This window comes from Hymenobacter taeanensis, from assembly GCF_013137895.1.
Taxonomy (GTDB): Bacteria; Bacteroidota; Bacteroidia; order Cytophagales; family Hymenobacteraceae; genus Hymenobacter; species Hymenobacter taeanensis.
Genome location: NZ_CP053538.1, coordinates 4,110,944 through 4,126,304 on the forward strand (window position 1 = coordinate 4,110,944; position 15,361 = coordinate 4,126,304).

Below are 15,361 nucleotides of genomic sequence, written 5' to 3' on the forward strand. Positions count from 1 at the left end.
AACGTTCTGAAGTGATAAGAATAGGCCTAGCCCATGGGCCAGGCAGCCTGCTGCTACTGCTTGCAAACGCAAGGGGCAGCAGCTCAACGGTCATACGCTAATAAGGAAATTCGGGGTGAAAAAGTTTAGCCATCTGTAATACCCATAAACCCACAGCGGCCTCCCAAGTGCACTTGGGAGGCCGCTGTTTTACTGAAAGGCAAGCTTACTTCTGGAACCGCTCTGCTAGCACCAGATCTTTGGTGCCGTGGCCCCAGGAGTAGAATCCCTCGCCCGATTTCACGCCCAGGCGGCCCGCCATTACCATATTCACCAGCAAAGGGCAGGGGGCGTACTTCTGGTTACCCAGGCCTTCATGCAACACGCGCAGAATGGCCAGGCACACATCCAGGCCAATAAAGTCGGCGAGCTGAAGCGGGCCCATGGGGTGAGCCATACCTAGCTTCATCACAGTGTCAATTTCTTCAACGCCGGCCACACCCTCATACAGGGAGTAGATAGCCTCGTTGATCATTGGCATCAGAATGCGGTTGGCCACAAAACCGGGGTAGTCATTCACCTCGGTTGGGGTTTTGCCCAACTGGCGGGAAAGCTCCATCACGCGCTCCGTTACCTCATCCGAAGTAGCATACCCCCTGATTACCTCTACCAGCTTCATGACCGGCACCGGGTTCATGAAGTGCATACCAATAACCTGAGCGGGGCGCCGGGTAACGGCCGCAATTTTGGTGATGGAGATTGAGGAGGTGTTGGACGCCAGGATGGCCTGGGCGGGGGCGTGTTGGTCAAGCTCCCGGAAAATGTTCAGCTTCAGCTCTACGTTCTCCGTGGCAGCTTCAACCACCAAATCAGCATTCTTTACGCCTTCTGCCACACTGGTAAAGGTAGTCAGGCGGCCGAGGGTGTCCGTTTTTGCAGTATCAGAAAGGGTGCCTTTTGCAACCTGCCGGTCAAGGTTTTTGCTAATGGTGGCCAGGGCTTTGTCTAGCGCCGGTTGGTTGATATCAATAAGAGAAACGGGAAAACCATGCTGAGCAAAGACGTGCGCAATGCCATTGCCCATGGTGCCGGAACCGATTACGGCTACATTCATCATCAGTAGGAAGAGGTTGGGTGGGGTGGATTTTCTGGGCGTTAGGCCACTAGGTGGGGCATAAAGCTACGGCAAAACTACGCAGCAGAAGATGGCCTAGCACCACCTCTAGGCCAGGCATTGAGAAATTTTTTAGCTGATCTAAACAGGTAAAAATGGGCTAATTACAGCATTGAGCCGGTTTATGATGTCTTTTTCATATATTTTTTTCATTGAATAATATCCTTTTCACTATACCCGCGTACAAATCCGCAAATGGCCTTCCTTTCCAATTAATCCTCGGATTAGTAGTGAGGTCACTTGAATACCCATAATTCTCTCTCCAACCTCACAGTACAAACACCATGGGAAATCTCCTGTATATCATCGCAGTAATCCTGATCATCATCTGGGCGCTTGGCTTCTTCGGCGTTCTTGGAGCCGGCTTGGCTAACAATGGTCTGATTCACATTCTGTTGGTAATTGCCATCATCGCCATTCTGCTGCGTGTTATCCGTGGCGGGCGTGTAGTCTAACTAGACTTGCCCTTTGGTAATAGGTTAAATACCACCTCCGAAAAAACACAAAAAAGCCTTCCTCAACTTGAGGAAGGCTTTTTTGTGTGTAGTATGGCCTAGCGACCGAACCGGTAAAGGAAATTGAAACGAATTTCGGGCTGCCCGTAGGGCGAGGTTCGATTACCGTAGTTATCAATGCCGTTGTTGAAGTTATACAGCAGCAAAATATCAGCCGCTACCCGCTCACCTAGTTGCTGGCGGTAGCCTATGCCTGCCAAAGGCGTGTAATAGGTTTGCTTCACCTTAATCAGCTCTACCTGCTGCGGCCCAATCTGGCGTTCTGCCAGGGCTTGTGCGTTAGTAACTTCGTACTCCGCGTGGATGAAGAACTGGTCAATTACCCGGTACTGCGCAAAGGCCTTAAGTCCGAAGCTATTCAGCCCTAAGCTGGAGGGGTAGCCAAACTGGCGATAGGAGTTAGGGAAAGAATAGTTGCTATAGATATAGCTAAACCCCGGCCCAAAGGCAAACCGATCATTTACCTGGTAACCTACCGCTGGCGCAATGCTGGCGTTAAACACGCCAAACCCATAGGAGCTGGTGTAGCCTAAGCCAAAGTTTGAGTAGATAAAGTACTTGCGTACGGGTGGGGGCGGAGCCGCCACCCCCGGCCGGTTCGGGAAGTCAAGCCCCGACGGCCGGTTTGGATCATACTGCTGGTTTGAGGGAAGAGGCGCCTCCACCGGTGGCGGGGCCGGTATGGTGGGCTGAGGCGTATTTACCGGCTGCGCCGGACGCGGGGCCGAGCCGGGCGGGGCGGTATTAAGTTGAGGCTTCACGCCCGTGCTATCGGTGCGCTGGGCCTGGGCAGCCGGCGCCAGCAGCAAGCCAGCTCCGCCTAAGCTAAGAAGTAACAGAAGTCGTTTCATATCCCCGCTAAAACGTGTCTAAGACACAAGTTGGTACATGCGCTGCCGCTGCGCCTTAATGTTCTCGTCGGCCAGGTATTCTTCGTAACTCATGCGGCGGTCAATGATGCCGTCCGGCGTCAGCTCAATAATACGGTTAGCTACACTCTGGATAACCTGCAAGTCGTGCGAAGCAAACAGCAGGGTGCCATTAAAGTCGCGCAGGGAGTTGTCCAGTGCCGTAATGCTTTCCAGGTCTAAGTGGTTCGTTGGGTCATCGAGAACGAGCACGTTGCCGCTTTCCATCATCATCTTGGAGAGCATGCAGCGTACTTTCTCACCCCCGCTCAGCACGTTAGACTTCTTCTGTGACTCTTCACCCGAGAACAGCATCCGACCCAGAAAACCCCGGATAAATGACTCGTCCTTCTCAGTGCTGTACTGACGCAGCCAGTCAACCAAGTTCAGGTCGGTATTGAAGAACTCGGTGTTTTCCTTAGGGAAGTAGCTGGGCGTGATGGTGGTACCCCACTTGAAGTCGCCGGAGTCCGCTTTGGCCTCGTTAAAGAGAATATCGAAGAGGAGAGAGGCAGCCCGGTCGTCGCGGCCGATGATAGCCACCTTGTCCTTTTTATCGAGCGAGAAAGACACGTTGCGGAAAACCACCTGCCCATCAACCGACTTGCTTAGGTTTTCTACCGTCAGCAGCTGGTTACCTGCCTCACGCTCGGGCTTGAAGGCGATGTATGGGTACTTCCGTGAGCTGGGCTTAATCTCTTCCAACGTAAGCTTCTGCAGCAGCTTCTGGCGCGAAGTAGCCTGCTTGCTTTTAGAAGCGTTGGCGGAGAAGCGCCGCACGAACTCTTCCAGTTCCTTGCGCTTATCTTCCGTTTTCTTGTTCACCTCCTGGCGCTGCCGCAACGCCAGCTGCGACGACTCATACCAGAACGAGTAGTTGCCCGGGTACATGGTGATTTTCGAGAAGTCGAGGTCGGCCATGTAGTTACACACGGCATCCAGGAAGTGGCGGTCGTGGCTTACCACAATTACCGTGTTCTGGAAGGAGTCGAGGAAGTTCTCCAGCCACAGGACCGTTTCCGCATCCAGACCGTTGGTTGGTTCGTCGAGGAGCAATACATCGGGGTTACCAAACAGGGCCTGTGCCAGCAACACCCGCACCTTATCGGATGTACCCAAGTCACCCATCAGGGTGTGATGCTTATCTTCGGAGATGCCCAGGCCCGAAAGCAGCTCAGCCGCTTCATACTCGGCGTTCCAGCCTTCGAGGTCAGCAAACTCGCCTTCCAGCTCAGCAGCCCGCTCGCCGTCGGCGTCAGAGAAATCAGCCTTCGCATAAATAGCATCCTTCTCCTCCATAACCTTCCACAGGCGGGTGTGGCCCATGATAACGGTTTGGAGTACCGGAAAGGCATCGGCGGCAAACTGGTCCTGCTTGAGCACCGAGAGGCGCGCGCCTTTCGGCATGTCTACCGAACCCGTGTTCGGCTCAATCTCGCCCGAAAGAATTTTAAGAAACGTTGACTTGCCGGCGCCGTTGGCCCCAATGAGGCCATACACGTTACCGGGCATAAATTTAATGGTAACGTCTTCAAACAATACGCGCTTGCCGTAGCGCAGACTTACGTTGGAGGTGCTGATCATATCAAAAAGATGCGGAGAAACACAAATGTGGGGCAATGCTACGCGCTAGGCTGTGGCATTGCGGCGCGCAAAAGTACGGAAAATGCCACGGCCATATCGTGTTAGGCCTATAAATGCCATCAGACAAGGCCATAACCCCAGAAAAAAAACTTACGGAATACAACCCCTTGCTCACCAATACGGTATAGATAAAGAGAGCTGGCCAGGCCACTAGCACGCATGGGAAAGCAACAGTTACCCATGGGGTGGTAGTTCCGCTAGGCTACGTTCTTCTTCCCAATTAACCACCCTCATACTCGTCCTGATTGTATGGCTGACGCTCGTCTTACGCCCGAAACCAATGGCATCCGTTATGGCCTGTTTACCGCCGTTGGTATGGTCATCTATTTTATAGTGGCCTCTCTCTTTAACTTAACTGCCCGCATAGAATTCAGCTTTTTCAACGCCGTGATTCTTACGGTGGGCGTGTGCATGGCTGTTGCTAATTTCAAGCGTTACCGCCAAGACCGTATGCCGTATCTGCAGGGCTTTGGTACCGGTATTATCACGGCCATGATAGCCTCAGTGGCTTTTGGCTTCTTCTTTATTATATATGCCGGAGTGCTCAACAAGCATATCATGGATGGCATTCGGGCCAAGGACTTATTCGGCTTTGATCTTTCAGTAACCATTGCCTTCTTGGCCATTCTACTGCAGGGGGCTATGGCTGGGGTGATTATCTCACTCGTAGCAATGCAATACTATAAGAGCCCTGATCATAAGCCAATTACCGGCATCGAATAACTTTTGACTCTATTCGTTGAAAAGCCACACTTCATCTGAGGTGTGGCTTTTGTTTTGGGCTATTCTGTAAAAGATAAATATTCTAATAAAAAGATAAAAATTTTTGTTGAACAGCCTTGTTTATATGCTTTATTGCATATAAGTTTGTATAAAATAATGTAGATCCACAAGGGAATCTTCTGATGGTTCTACTTGTTTGCGCTGCAACCTAAAAGTTTTACTTCCTCTGACCTGCATTTGCCCTTGATATGAAAGCTTTACTATCTACCATTATTCTTGTTGTTACTCTGGTTACATCTGCCTCGGCACAAATGAAGGAGCGCCACGCTGAGGTGCCCGGCAATGATGCTCCTTCAGCCGCCCGCATTGATGATGTTACTCGCCAGATATGCAACCAGTTGCAACTGAACGAGGCGCAATACATTCGCCTGCGGGCTATCAATAAGATCAAATTGGCCCGCCTCGATGAAATCCAGTGGCAGTACCAGGACGACGCAGCCATGCGCACTGCCAAGCTCTCGGAGCTGGAGTCGCAGTTTGAAACGGAATGCAGCCGTATCCTGACCCCAACGCAGCTTAGCCTTTACCATGAGGAGTTTAAGCGCGAAGAGACGCCCAGCACGCCTGCCAACAATGAAGGAGGCATTGGCTAGGCCTGCCGACCGATCTATAACTCAAAAAAGCCGCTCCGATATACGGAGCGGCTTTTTTGGCTTTATACACTACAGCAAAATGCCAGTTTTAGCGTGTGGAGCTAACCGGAAACAGGGATTCAGTTAATGCGCCAGTAGCACCAAAACGCAGAATAAGGCGTGGGCCATTAGCGCGGGGGTGGGTGGCTACGCATTGAGGGCCCTGCGTAATGTAGTAGATGTAAACCTTCTCGCTTTGTTCACTGAGCTCTTCTTCATCGGGGTGGCCTAGCAGGGCATCAATCTCCCCGATACGCGCCCCAAACAGCTCGTCGCGGTGCTTTTCTAGTGCCGGAAGAAGAGTCTGGCGCTTGTTAGCGCAGCCGTAGGGGTCTTTGCGCCAGGCGGCGGCATTGAAGTCGGGATAGTCGGGGAGGGCATGCCCACAACCAGTCAGAGCAAGGCTGGTGAGTAGCGCAAGAAACGTAAAACGGGAAGCCATAAGCTGGAGTTTACCCCCTCATGTGCAAGGCATCTAGCTGAGCCGGGCATGATTGGTTGGAGCGAAAGTACTATTTTTGAGAACGTGCCGTTATGACAAAAGCTCTCGGGTACTGTTTTTTGCCTGTTACGACAAGTTTTACACGATGACCTACGCGCCGACCGCCACCGCCGGACTTCTGCTTACCTTATTCACGCTATTTACCTCAGCTGGCGCAACGCCGCCCGCCCGGCCGGGTGCTAGGCCAGTTCTAAACGAGGAACTCCGCACCACCTATATGGCCGCTTTTGAGCAGCACGTTGCCCGGTCTTACGTGCAGGCGGGCTTAATCAGAACGGGGTTGTCGTTACCCGTGTACCGGAAAGCCCTGATTGGGTACTACAACCTGCAGCAGCGTGGCGCCCTCAAAACTGCCAAGCCGTTGCTTACCATAATTGATTTCAGCCGGGCCAGCAGCCAGAAACGGCTGTGGGTGATTAACGTGGCTGAGCCACAGGTGGTATTTCATACCCTGGTAGCGCACGGCAAGAACACGGGCGAAGAGTGGGCCAAGAGTTTTTCTAATACTGAGGGCTCCGAGAAAAGTAGCCTCGGATTTTACCTCACCGGCAACACTTACCAAGGCAAGCATGGCCTTTCTTTGAAGCTAAACGGCATTGACCCCGGCTACAATACCAACGCAGCCAGCCGCGCGGTGGTAGTACACGGCGCCGACTATGTAAGTGAGGCATTTGTGCGCCAGCATGGCCGGCTGGGCCGTAGCCAAGGGTGCCCGGCGCTGCCCATGGCGCAGAGCAGTGCCATCATACAGGTTATTAAATCAGGCTCGGTGGTATTTGCCAACGGTCCTACGGCCGTATCGTACCAGTCTGACTTACTGCAGCTGGACCCCGCATTGCTGGCTTTTGCGCGGAGCAAAAGTCTTCCGGGTTTGCCCGGCTAGCTTCATAACGCACTCGCATTACACCGCAACACCCGATCAGGAAATGGTCGGGTGTTGCGGTGTAATGCGAGTGCGTTATGAAGCTAGATAAATAGTTAAGCTCGGTCGCCGGTGGTTTTAACCAAATTGATGCCGGCGAAAAAGAAAATCAGCCCGACAATAAATGGCACAATGGAGTTCATTTTGCTCAGGCCCAGGCCTCCGATTTGCAAGTAACCCAGGGCCCCAACGATGATGCCAATGATGCCGAGAATAGTCAGGATGCTGCCGAAAGTGCGTTTCTGATTCATGATTGAAGAGGAAAGGGAGAAGAGAGATGTATTGAAATAGTGAGAGTAAGCCTGATACGGGAATCAGGATAATTTGGGTGTGGTGGCCTGCACAACCCTGCTGCTGGCTTCGCGTTACAAAGCCCTACAGGAACTGTCTCTCTCCGTTTCCGCTCTTTTCACTCCCTATTCCTTACCAATCATGCGAGGAAGCCTCCGTTACATCATTGCCCTCTTATTGGGGGGCATCACCCTGATATCATACTACTGTAAACGCTCAGTGAATGAAGTTACTGGCGAAGTGCAGCACGTGGATATGACCGCCGATCAGGAAATTGCCTTGGGCCTACAGGCGGCCCCCGAAATGGCTCAGCAGTATGGCGGTATTCACCCCGACCGCCAGGCTGGGGCCGCGGTAGAGCGCATTGGCCAGCAAATAGTGCGCAGCACCAAAGCCGGCCAAACGCCTTATAAGTTTCAATTTCATTTGCTGGCCGATGAAAATACCATTAATGCCTTCGCGTTGCCAGGAGGGCAAGTATTCATTACGGCTGGCCTGCTCAAAAACCTGAAGACTGAAGGACAGGTAGCAGGCGTACTGGCCCACGAGATTGGCCACGTAGTAGCTCGTCACTCGGCAGAGCAAATTGCTAAGTCGAAGCTTACGCAAGGCCTGACGGGCGCTGCCGCCATTGGTATGTACGACCCTGACCGGCCCGGAACCGCAATGAGTGCCGCCGCGGCTGCTATGGTTGGCAAGTTGCTTACGCTACGCTATGGCCGCCAGGATGAGCTGGAGGCAGATAAGCTGGCCGTAGACTTCACCCCGGCCGCTGGCTTCGACCCGCGCGCCATGATTCAGGTGATGGAGATTCTGGAGCGTGAAAACAAAGGCAGCAGTCCCCCCGAGTTTCTGAGCACTCACCCAAACCCCGGCAACCGGATTGAGGAACTGCAGCGCGATATTGCCGCGGACTATCCGCAGGGCCTGCCCGCCAACCTAAAACCCTGATTCTAGCCCCTTAGCAGCTGCTTAGCACGTGGCCGGCCCTACGGCCGGCCACATTGTTTTCGGTAGTATACACCGAAGCTGAACAGCGAAGCATTTTTATCGTTTAATCGTCGGTTTCCGACACGAATTTTCTTGCGACTTATGGTTTCTCCGCAGCAGCTATGTAATCTCATGTTTGTGCTCAACCCCATCTCGGGCGATATTGATAAGTCAGAGCTGGAAAGCACCATTGGCAGGTATTGCCGCGAGCGGGGCCGCCACGTAGCGTTTTTCCATACCACCGGAGAGCAGGACTTAGAGATACTCCGCCGCAAGCTAGCGCAAGAGGCCTACCACGCCGTATTTGCCGCCGGCGGCGACGGTACCGTAAGTTTGGTGGCCGAAGCATTAGCAGGAGGGCAGGTGCCGCTCGGGATAATTCCGCTAGGCTCGGGTAATGGGCTGTCTAAGGACCTCAACATTCCGCAAGACGTTGAACAGGCCTTGCGGCTCACCTGGGACTATCAGGTCTTAACCATGGATACCATTCAGGTAGGCGGAAATTTCTCGGCGCATTTAGCTGATTTAGGCTTCAATGCCCTCATTGTGGAGCGCTTTGATAAGGGAGAGGCGCGTGGGCCGGGGGCTTATGTGCGCATTGCCACACAGGAGTACATCAGCTATGAGCCCGAGCACTACCACATCAAAACCGATAGTGAGGAGTGGGAAGGCCCGGCCTTTATGCTCACTATTGCCAATGCCAATACGTTCGGAAGCAACGTAGTCATCAACCCGGAGGGTAAGCTGAATGATGGGCAGTTTGAGATATGCCTGATTGATCCCTTCCCGAACGCAGCCGCGCCCGGCATCCTGTACAACCTCTACACCAGCGGGTTCAACCAGTCTAGCTACACGCGCCGTTTGTGTTGCAGCCGGGCCACCATTACTATACCCAGCCAAAAACAGGTGCTGGTGCAGATTGATGGTGAGCCTATGCACTTACCTACACCCATTGAAGTGGAAATAATGCCCCGAAGTCTGCATGTGCTGGTGCCTCCAATACAACAGCCGACTACTGCCTGATGTATACTAGTGCTAGGCCACCCATCTACTTAAAAGCCGACACAGGTACCAAGGCCGGGGCGACTTCATGTATGGGCTGTAGGCGCAAGCGGAAAACTTCCGGTGCGGGCTGTAAGCTGGAGTTAGCTGCGGGCTCAAGGGTGCGCAGCCAGGTTTCGCCGTGGGCGTAAAAATCGAGGCTAAAAAAACCTTGGTGTTCGTGCACGAATGTAGCCGATCCGCCTTTTTGTACAAAAGCCGTTTTACTACCCGAGCCGCTTACCAAATAGTGGCCGCCGTGTTTCTGGAAATACTGCAGGTTATGGTCGTGGCCCGAGGCGTAGATAATACCAGGATATTGATGTAACACCCGCAGCAGGCGGCGGCGCATTTTCCGGTAGCGGGGGTGGGCCATATCTTCGGCGGCGCCTACCAGCTTGCGATACAGCGGCAATAAGGAGCCAATTAGGGGTAACGGAACGTATGCCCGCTTATTCACGGTGGTAAGCGGAAACACATGTTGCTTGGCAGTAAACTTGCCGCCGTGCAGGGCGTTGGAATACACCGGGTGGTGCCCCGCTACTACTATGCGCTGATGCCGGTTTTGCTCCAGCAGTTGCTGTAGTTGTCGGAAAGGCTCTTTGGCATCGGCAGGCGGGCGGGCTCCAGTCTGCACCCACCACTGCGTGTTCAGCACAATCAGTAACACGCCTTCTGCCAGCTGCAAGCTCACCGGGCCCGGTTGGCCACCCATTGGCAGGTAGTGCGCCCTGGGCAGGTGCTCCCGCACGTACGCCTCTTGGCGCTGCAGGTACTCCCAGCCGTCGGGCCGGCCTTTGTTCCAGTCGTGGTTGCCGCTGAGCAGCACAATAGTGCCGGGGTACTGGCCTAGCGCCGCCAGCAACGCATTAAACCGCTGTTCTGCGGCTGCGCGGGCCGGGTGCTCCGGAGCCGGTAGGCCAGTAGGATAGATATTGTCGCCGAGAATAATGATAGTGCCATCGGGGCCGGTTTCGTGCTGCCAGTGGCTGAGGAGCTGCAAGATAGGGTCGGTGCCATCGGTAGCCACGGCGCCTGGGTCCCCGAGAACCGCTACCCGGTGCAGGGGAGGCGTATCGGGGTCAGGAGTGTGCAGGAGCCAGTCAAGCACTGCCGGGGCCACATACGGCCGCCGCCGATATTGCCGCTCCTGCCAGTAGCGCCAGCACAGCCAGGCACAGGAGCCAATAACCAGGCACAGCAACAGAACAGAAAACAGAGTAGAGTACGACACGGCAACTAGGTTTACTTACCTATACGTGGGAACCAGCCCCGGCCGTTCCGCCCAGGCTCAGGTATCTCCCACGCAACCCGCAGCCTGCCTGGGAAGGCCACTTAAAAGTTGGGCGGCGTAAGGTTCTTGAAGTGCCCATTCAGGCGAGACCGTTCTTTCAGGCGCTCGGTCTCCAGCAGAATAGGAAGTACCTGCTCCAAGTGTTCCAGCACCATGGTTTGGCGGTCAACTTCCGTATCGGCTGTGAGCAGTTCAAACTCCTGCTCAGTGTTCATGCCCAGGTGATGCGCAATATCATACACCCGAAAATTGGTTGGTAGCTCGAGAAACAAGTGCCGCAAGCCCAAAATGGCGTAGAGCTGCCGAATCTGGTCTTTAATGCGGGACTGCAGCGCTATGTCGCCGGTAGGGTCATCAGTTACGTCCTCTACATCAGCGCCGGCATAGAGCTTACCCGGCGCTTGGCGGTAAAACTCCTGCACCCGAAACAGGCCTAGCGCCCGCGTCTTGATGTCCATTTCTCCCGACTCATACGTCTTTTCTACTCCTACTAATTGCATCTCTGTGCCCAGGGTGCTGATGCCCTCCTTGAGGTAGGGCGGAATGCCAAACGTGATATTCTGTTCCAAACAGTCATGCACGAGCTGGCGGTAGCGCGGCTCAAAAATGTGCAGGTTAAGCTTTTCGCCGGGAAACACTACCAGGTTCAGGGGGAATAAGGCTAGTAGCCTGGTCTCAGACATGAGGTAGGAAATAAAAAGTGACGAAATAAAGACTCCTTAAGGTGGCGGCTTCCCGCATACTGAACAGTCTGTATAAAGCTATACTGTAAAGCCAGTGGGTTGTTGCTCAAAACGCTCGCCTTAACTTGGCTGGATAGCTGCCAGGAACAGGCCCACGATACTCGGCATGGTGACTACGTCATAAACTAGCAGTCAGGCGCTGCTTAAATCTCTTACTTTTGCCGCCATCCCCTAAGCGCACAGGCATTGCTGCCCTGTTTGTTATCCTGATTGATCTGAGTTTCTGCTTTGAAAACTAACTATAAACACTATCTGCAGCGAATTGGCCGGATAAGCCTTCAAGTGGCAGCCGTACTTTTCCTGACCTCGGTGGCGTGGGTGCTGGTATACCGCTGGGTGTCGCCGCCGGCTACCTGGCTAATGCTTGACCGGCGCGCACATGCGCCGGTAGGGAAGGGGTACTACGGAATTAAGGAGGAAAACCGGCGGATAAACTACCGTTTCCTGACAATGGAGGAGGTTTCGGGTAACGTGCCCCTGGCCTTGGTGGCTGCCGAAGATCAGCGCTTTCTCATTCATCATGGGTTCGACGCCGACGCTCTGCTAAAAGCCGCCAAGTCTAACCTGAATGGTGGTAAGCAGCTGCGTGGTGGTAGTACTATCTCGCAGCAGGTAGCCAAAAATGTGTTTCTGTGGCAGGGGCGCAGCTACGTGCGCAAAGCTGCCGAGGCGTACTTCACCGTGCTCATTGAGCTGCTCTGGAACAAGCGCCGCATTATGGAAATGTACCTCAACGTAGCCGAAATGGGCGACTGCATTTTTGGGGTAGAAGCGGCCTCTCAGCAGTATTTTCACAAGTCGGCGGCAAAGCTCAATTCGCAGGAGGCAGCACTGCTGGCCGGAGTGCTGCCCAACCCGCTCCGTTTTAGGGCCAGCAACCCCGGCCCCCAGGCGCGGGCCAAGCAGCAGCGCGTGCTGCGCAACATGCGCCGCCTTGGCGGACAGGCCTACGTGCAGGAATTGCTGAATGATTAAGCACCACCTGCACCATCGCCCCGCAGGTTAGGTTCAGCGTAAATACCGCCGTTTTCAAGCAGCAGAATGTTTGACGTGCTGAAGCCCAGCTTTATAAGCCTGCGTCAGAGGGATGTCGGTAACACTTGTACCGATGACACAATCACCCACTGAAAAATGCTTAGTACTGAACTAGGCCTGTATATTACCGCATGAAATACCGTATGCTCTTTGCTCTTCCGTTGCTCTCTGTGGCCTGCACTACCTCGAAGCCCCTCAGCAGTGACCCTGCCGCTGCCCGCAAAGCCATAACGCAGGTGCTGGCCACCCAAACAGCCGCCTGGAACCGCGGCGACGTAGCGGGCTTCATGCAGGGGTACTGGAAAAACGACTCCCTTGTATTCATTGGAAAGAGTGGCCTAACCTACGGCTGGCAGCAGACCCTCGACAATTACCGCTGCAGCTACCCCGATGCCGCTGCCATGGGCCAGCTCGATTTCAGTAACCTTAAAATTCAGCCGCTCAGCCCCGACGCCGCCCACGTAATTGGGCGCTGGCACTTGGCCCGGCCCTCTGCTGGTGACTTGCAAGGCCATTTCCTGCTTGTCTTCCGCCGCCTTAATGGGCAGTGGGTAGTAGTAGCTGACCATTCCAGCTGATAGTAGACCACTGAAAAGGTAAATGCCCAAGCGGGTAGTACCGGCTGGTTGAACCACTCGCTTGGGCGTTTTTACCAGCTACAACATACCCATAAACGAAGTGACCTAGCTAAGCTTAACTGCTCGCTAGGCCACTTCGTTTATGGGTATGTTGTAGCTGGTTTTACTTCATTACGGGCTCACCTGAGGTAGGCTCTTCGGGGCCATCGGGGGCGGTTTCGTCTTTACGCTTTTCTGCTACAACTGCTGGTATAGCTTCCTGGAAGATTAAGCCGCGCTGGGCGGCGTGCTCGGCTGCCTGCACGGTGTCTTTCACCAAAAGCATTTCCACCTTATCCTGGCGAAGCTCCTCCGAGACACGCTCTACCATGGCCGCCCGCTCCGGCAGGTTCACGTCGCGGATGTACACGGCCAGAATGCGGCCGGGGTAGCGGCGCACCACTTCCCGGTATATGTTGGCATCCTCCTGTCCTGAGTCGCCAATCAGCACAAACGGCAGCTGCGGATAGGTAAGGAGCAGGTTATCGATTTCCTTGAGTTTGTGCCCATGGTGGGCCGAGGCATCGGCGGCACTCTTGCGCTTTACGGCCATATCTCGCAGCAGCAAGGGGCCGGGCGGAATATTGTTCAGCGTCAGGAAGTCCTCCAGCAGGTCGTAGAGGTTCCAGGGGGAGCTGCTCACGTAGAAAAACGGGTTGTTGCGCTTGCCATTGCGGCCCAGCTGCAGGGCCCGATAGAACTCGGCTACGCCCTTAAACGGCAGCCGCGAGCGGGCATTGCGCAGCAGCACCGTGCGCGCCATTCTGATGAGGTCGGTAGCTGAGGTCTGAATGACGGTATCATCCAGGTCAGAGATAATACCGTATTCCGCATCGGTGGGCGGAATAAGCACCATGGCCTGCGTACGGAGGCTAGCCGGAGTGGGAAACGGGGGCGGCGACTTTTGCAGCAGCACATCCACAGGGTACCACAGGTAGTCAATGGGCTCCGGAAGTACTGCAGGCTCCAGGTTGAGTGTAAAGTACCCTTCCTCATCAGTTACTACCGGATGGTGGCTACCATCAGCAGGCTGCACCGAGAGCATTGCCCCGCTGATTTCGTCACTATCGAAGCGGCGGTACATGTTCAGTAGGTTATGCCAGCGGGAGTCACTAGGGTCAGGCTCCTTGATTCCTTTGTCAGTGAGCAGGCGGCCCTTCACGTACAGGCGTGTAGCAGTGCCATAGCTACGGTAGGGCACTAACTGCAGGGGGTGCAACAGCCCCAGCCGGGCCCGCATGCGGGTAAGGGTATCGTCAGCACGTTCGGCCCAGTCGCCGAGAGTATTCATGAATGGAGGCATAGGGCAAAGAAAGCAGTTCAACCGCAACTGCCTACGTGAGGCAGGAGACTCTGCGTTACGCAAGCATACGTTAAGCCACAAAAAAACGGCTTCCTGCTAGGGCAGAAAGCCGTTTCTGAGAATGGCAAGTGGCCTAGAGCAAGCTCTTTAACTCTGTGAGGGTGGAGTTGCTGGTATTGCGGTTGCGGCAACCCAGCTGGTCGGCCTTGGTTTGAATATCCTGGATGCGCGAGCCGGGGTTGGGGTGAGTACTCAGGAATTCTGGGGTACCGCTTTGGCCCTGGGCCTCTGCCTTAATAAAGAAGCCGGCAGCGCCGTCGCAGGCGTAGTAGTTGGTGCCATTGAGATACACTACAGAGTACTCATCGGCCTCGCGCTCAAAGTCGCGGCTGAACTTGAGTTGGCCCAGGCCAGTAGCAATCTGGGCCAGTTGGCCGGGGTTTTCCCCCAGCAGCACGCTTAGCAGCAGGCTAATACCATACTGCTGCTGGAGCTGGCGGGAGGTATGCCGACGGTCGGCGTGGGCAATTTCGTGGCCCAATACGCCCGCGAGCTGATCCTCATTGTCAAGAAACTTAATCAGCCCCGAGAAAACATAAATGTGCCCCCCAGGGGTAGCAAAGGCGTTCTGAGTCTCATCGTCCTTGATGATCTGCACATCCCACGGAAACTCATTGCGGTACTGCAGCTGGCCTGAGTTGAGTACCCGCGTAACAATTTGGTTCAGGAGGGTATAAGCGCGGGCATTGCTGCTTTTTTCCAGCAGCTGGCCTTTAGCCCGGTAAGTAGAGTCAGTTTGTTGAGCCACTTTCTGGCCCAAAGCCTTATCATCTTCCACTGAAAACAGTACCACGCCGTCGCCGTCTTTCGAGCACGAAGCCAGTGAACCAAGAGAGAGGGCAAGGCCTAAAAACAGCCCGGATTTAAGCAAATAGCGTCGCATGAACAGGAAAAGAGTAAGTGGAAACAGTGCGGAGCGGTACTAAGG

Annotated in this window: 17 protein-coding genes; 8 read left to right on the plus strand and 9 right to left on the minus strand. The window is 54.4% G+C overall.

All coding sequences use genetic code 11. From position 1 onward, the window contains the following. Positions 1–205: 205 nt before the first annotated feature. Positions 206–1,096 carry a 3-hydroxyacyl-CoA dehydrogenase family protein gene (locus HMJ29_RS17185; RefSeq protein WP_171592648.1) on the minus strand — a complete coding sequence of 297 codons (891 nt, stop codon included), beginning with the start codon at positions 1,094–1,096 and terminating at the stop codon, positions 206–208. A 341-nt stretch (positions 1,097–1,437) separates the two neighbouring features. Here HMJ29_RS17185 and HMJ29_RS17190 point away from each other — a divergent pair, with 341 nt between their 5' ends. Then, positions 1,438–1,608, plus strand: a complete 171-nt coding sequence (locus tag HMJ29_RS17190) for a lmo0937 family membrane protein (RefSeq protein ID WP_171592649.1) — start codon at positions 1,438–1,440, stop codon at positions 1,606–1,608. 98 nt (positions 1,609–1,706) lie between these two features. Here HMJ29_RS17190 and HMJ29_RS17195 read toward each other — a convergent pair whose 3' ends face one another. Further along, positions 1,707–2,519 (minus strand): hypothetical protein, encoded by an 813-nt coding sequence (locus HMJ29_RS17195; RefSeq protein ID WP_171592650.1) that lies wholly within the window; start codon positions 2,517–2,519, stop codon positions 1,707–1,709. Between the two features lie 18 nt (positions 2,520–2,537). Continuing rightward, entirely contained in the window at positions 2,538–4,160 is a 1,623-nt protein-coding gene (locus tag HMJ29_RS17200) for an ABC-F family ATP-binding cassette domain-containing protein (protein WP_171592651.1), read from the minus strand. Between the two features lie 309 nt (positions 4,161–4,469). Between HMJ29_RS17200 and HMJ29_RS17205 the strand changes: the two genes are divergently transcribed. Both HMJ29_RS17205 and HMJ29_RS17210 read left to right on the plus strand, forming a co-directional pair. Next, complete coding sequence (locus HMJ29_RS17205; protein WP_171592652.1) at positions 4,470–4,943, plus strand: DUF4199 domain-containing protein; 474 nt, start codon at positions 4,470–4,472, stop codon at positions 4,941–4,943. A gap of 248 nt (positions 4,944–5,191) precedes the next feature. Further along, positions 5,192–5,596 carry a hypothetical protein gene (locus tag HMJ29_RS17210; protein WP_171592653.1) on the plus strand — a complete coding sequence of 135 codons (405 nt, stop codon included), beginning with the start codon at positions 5,192–5,194 and terminating at the stop codon, positions 5,594–5,596. A gap of 88 nt (positions 5,597–5,684) precedes the next feature. Here HMJ29_RS17210 and HMJ29_RS17215 read toward each other — a convergent pair whose 3' ends face one another. Then, positions 5,685–6,077: a hypothetical protein gene (locus tag HMJ29_RS17215; RefSeq protein WP_171592654.1), complete on the minus strand. Its 393-nt coding sequence runs from the start codon at positions 6,075–6,077 to the stop codon at positions 5,685–5,687. A gap of 145 nt (positions 6,078–6,222) precedes the next feature. Between HMJ29_RS17215 and HMJ29_RS17220 the strand changes: the two genes are divergently transcribed. Continuing rightward, positions 6,223–7,020 (plus strand): murein L,D-transpeptidase catalytic domain family protein, encoded by a 798-nt coding sequence (locus tag HMJ29_RS17220; protein WP_171592655.1) that lies wholly within the window; start codon positions 6,223–6,225, stop codon positions 7,018–7,020. Between the two features lie 95 nt (positions 7,021–7,115). Here HMJ29_RS17220 and HMJ29_RS17225 read toward each other — a convergent pair whose 3' ends face one another. Further along, positions 7,116–7,310 carry a hypothetical protein gene (locus HMJ29_RS17225; protein WP_171592656.1) on the minus strand — a complete coding sequence of 65 codons (195 nt, stop codon included), beginning with the start codon at positions 7,308–7,310 and terminating at the stop codon, positions 7,116–7,118. A gap of 259 nt (positions 7,311–7,569) precedes the next feature. Here HMJ29_RS17225 and HMJ29_RS17230 point away from each other — a divergent pair, with 259 nt between their 5' ends. Both HMJ29_RS17230 and HMJ29_RS17235 read left to right on the plus strand, forming a co-directional pair. After that, the gene (locus HMJ29_RS17230; protein ID WP_244679104.1) at positions 7,570–8,301 is read left to right on the plus strand and encodes a M48 family metallopeptidase; all 732 of its coding nucleotides are present in this window, start codon (positions 7,570–7,572) and stop codon (positions 8,299–8,301) included. Positions 8,302–8,442: 141 nt separating this feature from the next. Continuing rightward, complete coding sequence (locus tag HMJ29_RS17235) at positions 8,443–9,363, plus strand: diacylglycerol/lipid kinase family protein (protein WP_171592658.1); 921 nt, start codon at positions 8,443–8,445, stop codon at positions 9,361–9,363. Positions 9,364–9,388: 25 nt separating this feature from the next. Here the strand turns inward: HMJ29_RS17235 and HMJ29_RS17240 are convergent, their stop codons facing one another. Then, a complete protein-coding gene (locus HMJ29_RS17240; protein WP_171592659.1) occupies positions 9,389–10,615 on the minus strand; it encodes a metallophosphoesterase in 1,227 nt (408 codons plus the stop codon). A gap of 101 nt (positions 10,616–10,716) precedes the next feature. Next, positions 10,717–11,358, minus strand: a complete 642-nt coding sequence (locus HMJ29_RS17245; RefSeq protein ID WP_171592660.1) for an LON peptidase substrate-binding domain-containing protein — start codon at positions 11,356–11,358, stop codon at positions 10,717–10,719. A 342-nt stretch (positions 11,359–11,700) separates the two neighbouring features. Between HMJ29_RS17245 and mtgA the strand changes: the two genes are divergently transcribed. Next, positions 11,701–12,393: a monofunctional biosynthetic peptidoglycan transglycosylase gene (gene mtgA, locus HMJ29_RS17250; protein WP_244679103.1), complete on the plus strand. Its 693-nt coding sequence runs from the start codon at positions 11,701–11,703 to the stop codon at positions 12,391–12,393. Positions 12,394–12,596: 203 nt separating this feature from the next. Then, a complete protein-coding gene (locus HMJ29_RS17255) occupies positions 12,597–13,031 on the plus strand; it encodes a YybH family protein (protein WP_244679102.1) in 435 nt (144 codons plus the stop codon). 163 nt (positions 13,032–13,194) lie between these two features. On the opposite strand, the gene HMJ29_RS17260 is transcribed toward HMJ29_RS17255, so the two are convergent. Together HMJ29_RS17260 and HMJ29_RS17265 are read right to left on the minus strand one after the other, a co-directional pair. Next, positions 13,195–14,373 (minus strand): App1 family protein phosphatidate phosphatase, encoded by a 1,179-nt coding sequence (locus HMJ29_RS17260; protein WP_171592662.1) that lies wholly within the window; start codon positions 14,371–14,373, stop codon positions 13,195–13,197. A 133-nt stretch (positions 14,374–14,506) separates the two neighbouring features. Beyond that, positions 14,507–15,316 carry a M48 family metalloprotease gene (locus HMJ29_RS17265; protein ID WP_171592663.1) on the minus strand — a complete coding sequence of 270 codons (810 nt, stop codon included), beginning with the start codon at positions 15,314–15,316 and terminating at the stop codon, positions 14,507–14,509. Positions 15,317–15,361 lie beyond the last annotated feature (45 nt).